This is a genomic window from Actinomadura physcomitrii (genome assembly GCF_008923205.2).
Taxonomy (GTDB): domain Bacteria; phylum Actinomycetota; class Actinomycetes; order Streptosporangiales; family Streptosporangiaceae; genus Spirillospora; species Spirillospora physcomitrii.
The window spans coordinates 1-9929 of record NZ_WBMS02000086.1 but is presented as its reverse complement, the minus strand read 5'-3'; the positions used below and the strand labels follow the sequence as shown (position 1 = coordinate 9929).

2 protein-coding genes are annotated in these 9929 nt (G+C 76.0%); both read right to left on the bottom strand.

What is annotated here, in order from left to right:
• Window positions 1–933, bottom strand: a 933-nt coding sequence (locus F8568_RS46210; RefSeq protein ID WP_202126177.1) for a beta-ketoacyl synthase N-terminal-like domain-containing protein, incomplete at its 3' end; no start/stop codon positions are given.
• A gap of 10 nt (window positions 934–943) precedes the next feature.
• Window positions 944–9929 (bottom strand): type I polyketide synthase (locus tag F8568_RS47500; RefSeq protein WP_202126176.1); only part of this gene is annotated, 8986 nt, incomplete at its 5' end.

Genomic DNA, 9929 nt, shown 5'->3' with positions numbered 1-9929 from the left:
CGCCGTCAGGCCGTTGGACGCACCATCCTGGTTCACCGCCGAACCCCGCACCACCGCCAGCACCTCATGACCACGGCGGCGCGCATCCGACAACCGCTCCAGCACCAGCACACCGACGCCCTCGGACAGGCCCGTCCCGTCGGCGGTGTCCGCGTACGCCTTGCAGCGACCGTCCGGGGCCAGGCCGCGCTGCCGCGAGAAGTCGACGAACACCTCAGGGGTCGCCATCACGGCCACCCCCCCGGCCAGGGCCAGCGAGGACTCCCCGGAACGCAGCGACTGCGCCGCCAGATGCAACGCCACCAGCGACGACGAGCACGCGGTATCGACCGTCACCGCCGGCCCCTCGAAACCGAAGGTGTAGGACACGCGCCCGGAGGCGACACTGCCGGAGTTGCCGATGCCGAAGTAGCCTTCGAGTCCCTCCGGGAGGGCGCCGAGGTTGTCGCGGTAGTCGTGGAACATCAGTCCGGTGAAGACCCCGGCGGGCGTGCCGCGCAAGGAGGTCGGGTCGATGCCCGCGCGTTCCAGGGCCTCCCACGACACCTCCAGCAGCAGCCGCTGCTGCGGGTCGACGGCGAGGGCCTCGCGCGGGGAGATCCCGAAGAGCGCGGCGTCGAACCCGCCGGGCTCGGCCAGGAAGCCGCCCTCCTTCGCATAGGTCCGCCCGGGGCGGTCGGGGTCGGGGTCGTAGAGGTCGTCCGGGTTCCAGCCGCGGTCGCGGGGGAAGGGGCCGATCGCGTCGCGCCCTCCGGCGACCAGCCGCCACAGGTCCTCCGGCGAGGCGATCCCGCCCGGCAGGCGGCAGGCCATGCCCACGATCGCGATCGGCTCGGTGCGGCGCGCCTCGGCGTCGTGCAACCGCCGGCGCGTCCGCCGCAGGTCGGCGAGGGTCCGCCGCAGGTACTCGCGCAGCTTCTCGTCGTTCGCCATGTGCCTTTCCTCAGCCCTGTCCGAGTTCATGGTCGATGAGCGCGAAGAGCTGGTCGTCGGTCGCCGCCTCCAGGTCCGCGCCGGGCTCGGCGGGCCCGGCCAGGCGGGCGGACAGCGCGTCGAGCCGCGCGACGATCCGGTCCCGGAGCGCGCCGTCCCCGGGCGGCTCGCCGAGCGCGCGTTCCAGCCGTTCCAGCTCCGCCAGCGCGGGCGGGACGGCCGCGCGCGGCGCGACGCCGAGTCCGGCGCGCAGGTGCTCGGCGAGTGCGGCTGGGGTGGGGTGGTCGAACACCGCGGTCGCGGCGAGCCGCACGCCGGTCGCCTCGGCGAGCCGGTTGCGCATCCGCACGGCCGTGAGCGAGTCGAATCCGGCGTCCTTGAACGCCTGGTCCGCGCGCAGGGTCTCGCCGGTGGGCAGGCCGAGCACGTCCTCGGCGGCGGCGCGGACGATGCCGACCAGTTCGCGCCGCTGGTCGCGCTCCGGCAGCCGGGCCAGCCGGTCGGCCAGGGTCTCGCGGCCCGGCTCCGCCGCGTCGTCGGTCGCGGTCGTGATCCGGCGCGGTGCGGTGCGCACCAGGCCGCGCAGCAGCGCCGGAAGCGTGCCCTCACCGGCCCGGTCGCGGAGAGCCGCATGGTCGAGGCGCGTGGGGACGAGCACCGCCTCACCGTCCACACGCAGCGCCAGGTCCAGGAGCGAGAGCGCATCGTCAGTCGGCAGCGCCAGCTGCAGGCCACGGGCCAGACGGTCGCGGCCCTCCTCCCCGAGACGGCCGGTCAGCCCGCTGGCCCGCTCCCAGAGTCCCCAGGCCAGGGAGAGGGCGGGCAGCCCCTCGGCGTGCCGGAGCCGGGCCAGCCCGTCCAGGAATCCGTTGGCCGCCGCGTAGTTGCCCTGCCCGGCGTTGCCGAAGATCCCCGCGCCCGAGGAGAACAGCACGAACGCCGCGAGGTCCAGGTCGCGGGTCAGCTCGTGCAGATGCCAGGCGGCCTCCGCCTTCGGCCGGAACACCGCGTCCACCTGCTCGGGGGTCAGTGACGCGAGCACCCCGTCGGCCAGCGCGCCCGCCGCGTGGACGACGGCGGTCAGCGGATGTTCGGCCGGTATCCCCGCGAGGACGCCCACCAGCGCGTCCCGGTCGGAGACGTCGGCGGCGACGATGCGCACCTCGGCGCCCGCCGCGCGCAGGTCGTCCGCCAGTTCACCGGCGCCCGGAGTCGCCGGGCCCCGCCGGCCCGCCAGCACGAGGTGGCGGACGCCGTGGGAGGCCGCCAGATGGCGGGCGACCAGGCCGCCCAGCGTCCCCGTGCCGCCGGTGATCAGCATGGTGCCGTCCGGGTCGAGCCGGGGCGGTTCCCCGGTGGCGCGCGCCCGGGCGAGGCGGGGCGCGTGCAGGCCGCCCTCACGGACGGCGAGTTCCGGCTCGCCCGAGGCGACCGCCGCGGGCAGCAGCGCCCGCGCGGCGTCCGGGTCGTCGGTCTCGACCAGCGTGATCGGGTCCGGGGCTTCGAGCCGGGCCGTGCGGACCAGGCCCGCCACGGCGGCGCCCGCCGGCCCCTCGCGGGTGAGGACGACCTTCGGCGGCTCCTCCGCGATGCGCCGCATCGCCCGGACGACCAGGTCGCGCGCCGCATCGGCGGGCGGCCCCGCCGGGACGGCGGTGAGGTCCAGGACGTCGCCGGCCGCGACCGGCGCCGCGTCCGATGCCGCCCGGACCCGCATCCACGTGATGCGATGGAGCGCGTCCGCGGCCGCACCGGCGGCGGGCACGGCCGCCGGCCGGAGCACCAGCGACCCGATCCCGGCGACGGGCCGGCCCGACCGGTCGGTGATCGCGAAGGTGACGGCGTCGTCGCCCGCCCGTGCGGCGTGCACGCGGAGCGCGGTGGCGCCGGTCGCGTGGAGCGCGACGTCGTTCCAGGCGAACGGGAGGAGCGCTCCGCCGTCTGCCGGACGCGGTGCCGCGCCGAGGTTGGCCGCTTGCAGGGCGGCGTCCAGCAGGGCCGGGTGCAGGGCATGGCCCCCCGCCTCGACCCCGTCGGGCAGTTCCACCTCCGCGAACACCTCGTCCTCGCGGGTCCAGGCCGCGCGCAGGCCGCGGAAGGCCGGACCGTACTCGTACCCGCGTTCGGTCAGATCGGCGTAGAAGGAGTCGACGGCGACCGGTTCGGCACCTGCCGGCGGCCACTGCGGAGACGCCGGTGCAGGGTCGGGGACGTCCACCGAAACCCGGCCCGTGACGTGCCGCGTCCACGGACCGTCCGGTTCACGACGCGAGTGGACGCTCACGGGGCGCCGCCCGGACCCGTCCTCCTCCCCGACCGTGACCGAGACGCGCACGGTCCCCTGCTCGGGCAGTTCCAGCGGCGTCTCGATGACCAGTTCCTCGACGGCCGCCGCCCCGCTCTCGGCAGCGGCCCGCACCACCAGTTCGGTGAAGACCGCGCCCGGCAGCAGCACGCGTCCCGCCACCGTGTGATCGGCGAGCCAGGGGCGGCTTCCCAAGGACAGCCGGCCTCCGGCGATCACGCCTCCGGTGTCCGGGTCAGGGGCGATGGTGTCCAGAAGCGGGTCGGCCGCCTCGATCCAGTAGCGGCGGCGCTGGAACGCGTACGTCGGCAGCGGCACCCGCCGTCCACCGCGAGGCGAATGAACCGGCGACCAGTCGACGGGGACGCCGCGGACGTGGAGTTCGGCGAGCGAGAGCAGGAAGCGCCGCAGCCCGCCGTCGTCTCGGCGCAGCGTCCCGACCGCCACCGACGTGCCCTCGTCGACGACTTCCTGCACGCTCGGCATCAGGACGGGATGTGCGCTGACCTCGACGAACGTCCGGAATCCGGCCTCGGCCAGCGCTTGCACCGCGTCAGCGAAGCGGACTTGCCGTCGCAGGTTGCGATACCAGTAGCCGCCGTCCAGCTCGGTGGTGTCCAGCCAGCGCCCCTCGACCGTGGAGAAGAACGGAACCGTCGACGCCCGCGGAGCAAGCCCGTCCAGCAAGTCCGCCAGTTCGGCCTCGATCGACTCCACGTGCGAGGTGTGCGAGGCGTAGTCCACCGGAATCCGCCGCACCCGCACACCCTCGGCCTCGGCCCGGCCGATCAGGTCGTCCAGCGCATCCCGTCCGCCCGCGACCACCACCGACTCCGGACCGTTGACCGCCGCGATCTCCAGCCCGTCGGCCGACCACGACGAAGCCTTCTCGACCGGCACCGCCAACGACACCATCCCGCCGCGCCCGGCCAGGCCGCGCGCGATGGCCCGGCTGCGCAGCGCCACCACCCGCGCCGCGTCCTGCAACGACAACGCCCCGGCCACATGCGCGGCGGCGATCTCACCCTGCGAATGCCCCACCACCGCATCAGGACGAACACCGAACGACTCCCACAACCGGGCCAGGGCCACGTTCACCGCGAACGACACCGGCTGCACCACGTCCACCCGCTCCAGCGGGCCGCGCAATTCCTCGGCGAGCGACCAGTCCACGTACGGCTCCAGGGCCCTCCCCGCCTCCGCCAGCGCTTCGGCGAAGACCGGCGACGCGCCGGCCAGCTCGTCCGCCATCCCGACCCACTGCGCTCCCTGGCCGGGGAAGACGAAGACGGTCTTGCCGGTGACGTTCGCCGTCCCGGTGACGGCGGCCGGTGCGGGCGCGGCCTGCTCCAGCGCCTCGAGTGCGGCCGCGGCCTCGTCCCGGTCGGCCGCGACGACGACCGCGCGCTCGTCCAGCGCGGCGCGGGCGGTGGCGAGGGCATGCCCGATCTCGGCCGCCGTGAAGTCCCCGTGGTCGGCGGCGAAGGAGACGAGCCGCGCGGCCTGCGCCCGCAGCGCCCGCGCGCCGCGCGCGGACACCGGCCACACCACGGCGGCGGGCTCCTCGTCCGGGACCGAGGCGTCCGCGCCGTGGTCCGGGGCCTCCTCGATGATCACGTGGGCGTTGGTGCCGCTCACCCCGAACGACGACACGCCCGCCCGGCGGGGCCGCTCGGCCTCGGGCCACTCGCGCGTCTCGCCCAGCAGCCGGACGCCGCCGGCCGCCCAGTCGACCTCCGATGTCGGCTCCTCGGCGTGGAGGGTCCGGGGCAGCACGCCGTGACGCAGCGCCTGCACCATCTTGATCACACCCGCCACGCCCGCCGCCGCCTGGGTGTGGCCGATGTTCGACTTGACCGACCCCAGCCACAGCGGCCGGTCGTCGGGACGGTCCTGGCCATAGGTCGCCAGCAGCGCCTGCGCCTCGATCGGGTCGCCCAGCCGGGTGCCCGTGCCGTGCGCCTCCACGGCGTCGATGTCGGCGCCCGACAGGCCCGCGCCGGCGAGCGCCTGCCGGATCACCCGTTCCTGGGACGGCCCGTTCGGCGCGGTCAGGCCGTTGGACGCGCCGTCCTGGTTGATCGCCGAGGCGCGCACCACCGCGAGCACCTCGTGGCCGTTGCGGCGCGCGTCCGACACCCGCTCCAGCACCAGGACGCCGATGCCCTCAGACATGCCGAAGCCGTCGGCGGACTCCGCGAACGCCTTGCAGCGCCCGTCGGCGGCCAGCCCTCGCTGCCGGCTGAAGCCGATGACGCCCTCCAGCGTGGACATGACCGACACACCGCCCGCCAGCGCCAGCGAGGACTCCCCCGATCGCAGCGACTGCGCCGCCAGGTGCAACGCCACCAGCGACGACGAGCACGCCGTGTCGACCGTCACCGCCGGCCCCTCGAAGCCGAAGGTGTAGGACACGCGGCCGGTCAGCACGCTCGCCGCGTTCCCGGTGACGAGGTATCCCTCGTCCGCCCGGCCGCGCGCGCCGCCGGTCCCGTAGTCCTGGCCGTGCGTCCCGACGAAGACCCCGGTGGGCGTTCCGCGCAGGGACGTCGGGTCGATCCCCGCGCGTTCCAATGCCTCCCACGACACCTCCAGCAGCAGCCGCTGCTGCGGATCCATGGCCAGCGCCTCGCGGGGGTTGATGCCGAAGAAGCCCGCGTCGAAGTCGGCCGCGCCGCGCAGGAAACCGCCGCCCCGCACGTAGGTTCCGCCGGACGCGTCCGGGTCGGGGTCGTAGACGCCGTCGAGGTCCCAGCCGCGGTCGGTCGGGAAACCGGCGATGGCGTCACCGCCGTCGACGACGAAGCGCCAGAGCTCGTCGGGTGAGTCCACGTCGCCGGGGAAACGGCACGCCATGGCGACGATGGCGATCGCGTCCTCGTCCACGCCGGCGGTGGTGGGCGCCGCCGCCGCTGCCGTGGGCGCCGTCCCGGACAGTTCGGAGCGCAGCCGCTCGGCGAGCCGGGCGGGCGTCGGATGGTCGAACACCAGGGTCGCGGGCAGGCGGAGGCCGGTGGCCTCGGCCAGCCGGTTGCGCAGCTCGACCGCCGTGAGGGAGTCGAGACCGAGGTCCTTGAAGGCGCGTCCCGGCTCGACGGCGTCGGGGCCGCTGTGCCCGAGCACGGCGGCGGCAGTCGCGCGCACGACACCGAGGAGGTCGGCGGGCGCGGCCACGTCCGGGCCGGCGGGCGCCGTCACCTCCGGTCGCCGGGGCCGGGCGGGAGCAAGGGCGCGCAGCAGCGGCGGCGCGTCCCCCGCGGCGCGGACGGCGGCGAGGTCCAGCCGGATCGGCACCAGCGCCGGCCGGTCGCTCTCCAGTGCCGCGTCGAACAGCGCCAGGCCCTCTTCGGCGGTCAGCGGGCGCGTACCGGAGCGGGCCATCCGCGCCAGGTCCGTGCCGGAGAGGCGGCCGCCCATACCGGCGGTGCCGCCCCACAGTCCCCACGCAAGGGAGACCCCGGGCAGGCCCTGCTCGCGGCGGTACCGGGCGAGCGCGTCGAGGAAGGCGTTGCCCGCCGCGTAGTTGCCCTGCCCGGGACTGCCGAACGTGGAGGACGCCGACGAGTACAGGACGAAGGCGGCCAGGTCGAGGTCCCGGGTGAGCTCGTGCAGGTACCAGGCTCCGTCCACCTTCGGCGCCAGGGCGGCGGCCCATTCCTGCGGACCGAGCGAGGCCAGGACGCCGTCGGCGACTACCCCCGCCGCGTGCACCACCCCGGTCAGGCGGTCCGCGGCCTGCCCGACGACCTCGGCGAGGGCGGCCCGGTCGGCCGCGTCGGCGGCGACGGATCGCACCCCGGCCCCGAGAGCGGACAGGTCCGCGACCCATCCGGCGGGAGCGCCCGTCCTGGACAGCAGGACCAGCTCCGCGACGCCGTGCGCCCGCACCAGGTGCTCGGCGACGAGGCGGCCGAGCCCGCCCGTCGCACCTGTCAGCAGCACGGTCCCGCCGGCCAGCCGCGACCGCTCCGGCGGCGCAGGGAAGGGAGCGCGGGCCAGGCGAGGGACCAGGACCCGCCCATCGCGCACCGCGACCTGCGGCTCTTCGGGGATCAGCGGCAGGGCGGCGGCGACCGCCTCCTCGCCGGGATCGTCGGTGGCCAGGGACGCGAACAGGCCGGGGTGCTCGGATTGCGCGCTGCGGAGCAGGCCCCGCACCGCCTCGTGCACCGGGTCGTCCGGCGCGGTGACCACCAGGAGGCGGGCCGACGCGGCGCGCGGGTCGTCGGGCCAGTCGCGCAGCAGGCGCAGGGTCTCCCACCCCACCGCGCGGACGCGCTCGGGGACAGGCCGCCCGGCGTCACCGCTCTCGACGCGGTGGACGACGACCTCCGGCGCCGCGTGCCCCGCCTTCCCCGCCGGAACCCACGCGACCTCGAACAACCGGTCGCGCGCCCCGCCCGCCGCGAACCGGCCGGGGTCGAGCGCGCGCAGCGCGAGCGACTCGACGTCGACCACGGGAACGCCCGACGGGTCCGCCGCGCTGATGGCCACGGTGTCGGGCCCGGTCGCGGTCAGGTGGACGTGCAGCGCGCGGGCACCGGTCGCGTGCAGGCGCACGCCGGACCAGGAGAAGGCGAGGCGCGGCCGGTCGGGGTCGGGCAGCAGCGCGGCGGCGGCGATCGGGTGCAGCGCCGCGTCGAGCAGCGCGGGATGCAGGGCGAACCCGTCCGGGTCCGCCTCCTCGGGCAGCCGGAGCTCGGCCCACGCCTCCCCGTCGCCCGCCCAGACGGCCTGGACGGCGCGGAAGGCGGGACCGTACTCGACGTTGAGCCTCTCGTAGAAGCCGTCGAGGTCAAGAGGGCGTGCGCCGGCCGGCGGCGGCCAGGGGACGGCGGCGCCCGGCCGCTCGTCCTCTCCGAGCGTCGCGGTGGCGTTCTCGGTCCACTCCCCGTCGGGCCCGCTGCGGGTGTGGACGCGGACGGACCGCTCCTCCACCCGGACCTGGACGTCGAGCACCCCGTCCTCGGGCAGCACGATCGGCGCCGAGCCGGTGAGTTCGGCGACGGCCGGGGCGCCGCGCAGTGCGCCGATGTGATGGAGGACGTCCAGGAGCGCGGTGCCCGGCAGCAGCACGGACCCGGCCACCCGGTGGTCGGCGAGCCAGGGGTGGTCGCGTTCGGTCAGCCGCCCGGTGAACACCGCGCCGCCGGAACCGGCGAGCGGGACGGCCGCGTCGAGCAGCGGATGGCCCGCGGGCTCGAGCCCGGTCGCCGCCTGGGCGCGGGCGGGCTCGAGCCAGTACCGCTCGCGCTGGAAGGCGTACGTCGGCAGCTGGACCCGCCGCGGATCGGACCCGGCGAAAACGGCCGTCCAGTCGACCGGCACGCCGCGGACGTGGAGTTCGGCGAGGGAGTGCAGGAAGCGCCGCAGGCCGCCGTCGTCGCGGCGCAGCGTCCCGACGGAGACGGACGGTTCCGTGACGATGTCGGTGATGCTCGGCGCCAGGACGGGATGGGCGCTGACCTCGACGAACGCCCGGAACCCGTCTCCTGCCAGCGCTTGGACCGCGTCGGCGAAGCGGACTCGGCGCCGCAGGTTGCGATACCAGTAGCCGCCGTCGAGTTCGGTGGTGTCCAGCCAGCGGCCCTCGACCGTGGAGAAGAACGGCACCTTCGACCCCCGCGGAGCAAGCCCGTCCAGCAGACCCGCCAGCTCGGCCTCGATCGACTCCACCTGCGAGGTGTGCGAGGCGTAATCCACCGGAATCCGCCGCACCCGCACACCCTCGGCCTCGGCCCGAACGACGAGATCGTCCAGCGCATCCCGTTCGCCCGCCACCACCACCGACCCCGGCCCGTTGACCGCCGCCACCTCCAGCCCACCCGCCAGCCACGCCGACGCCTGTTCGACCGGCACCGCCAACGACACCATCCCGCCACGACCCGCCAACCCACGCGCGATCACCTGGCTCCGCAACGCCACCACCCGCGCCGCGTCCTCCAACGACAACGCCCCGGCCACATGCGCGGCGGCGATCTCACCCTGCGAATGCCCCACCACCGCGTCGGGACGGACTCCGTGCGCACGCCAGACCTCGGCGAGCGCCACCATGACCGCGAAGGCGACCGGCTGCACGACGTCCACGCGGTCGAGCGGGCCGCGCAGCGCCTCGGTGAGCGACCAGTCCACGTGGGCGGCGAGCGCGTCGGCGCATTCGGCCAGCCGGGCCGCGAAGACGGGCGACGTCTCGAGCAGCTCCGCGCCCATGCCCGCCCACTGCGTCCCCTGCCCGGGGAACACGAACACGGTCCTGCCGTCAACGTCGGCGACGCCGGACACGACGGTCGGCGCCGGCTCGCCCGCCGCGAGCGCGCCGAGGCCGGTGAGCGCCTCGTCCCGGTCGGCCGCGACGACCACGGCGCGGTGGTTCAGCGCGGCGCGGGTGGTGGCCAGCGAGGAGCCGAGGTCGGCCGGCCGCGTCTCCGGGCGCGCGAGCCAGTCGTCCCGCAGCCGTTCCGCCTGCGCGCGCAGCGCCGGGACGGCACGGGCGGAGACCGGCAGCACCACCGCCTCCGGATCGGGCGCGAGGGCATCGCCGACGGGCGCGGCGTCCGGCCCCTGTTCGATGATCACGTGCGCGTTGGTGCCGCTGACGCCGAACGACGACACCCCGGCCCGGCGCGGCCGGTCCACCTCCGGCCACGCCCGCGCCTCGGTCAGCAGGCGGACGTCACCGGCCGACCAGTCC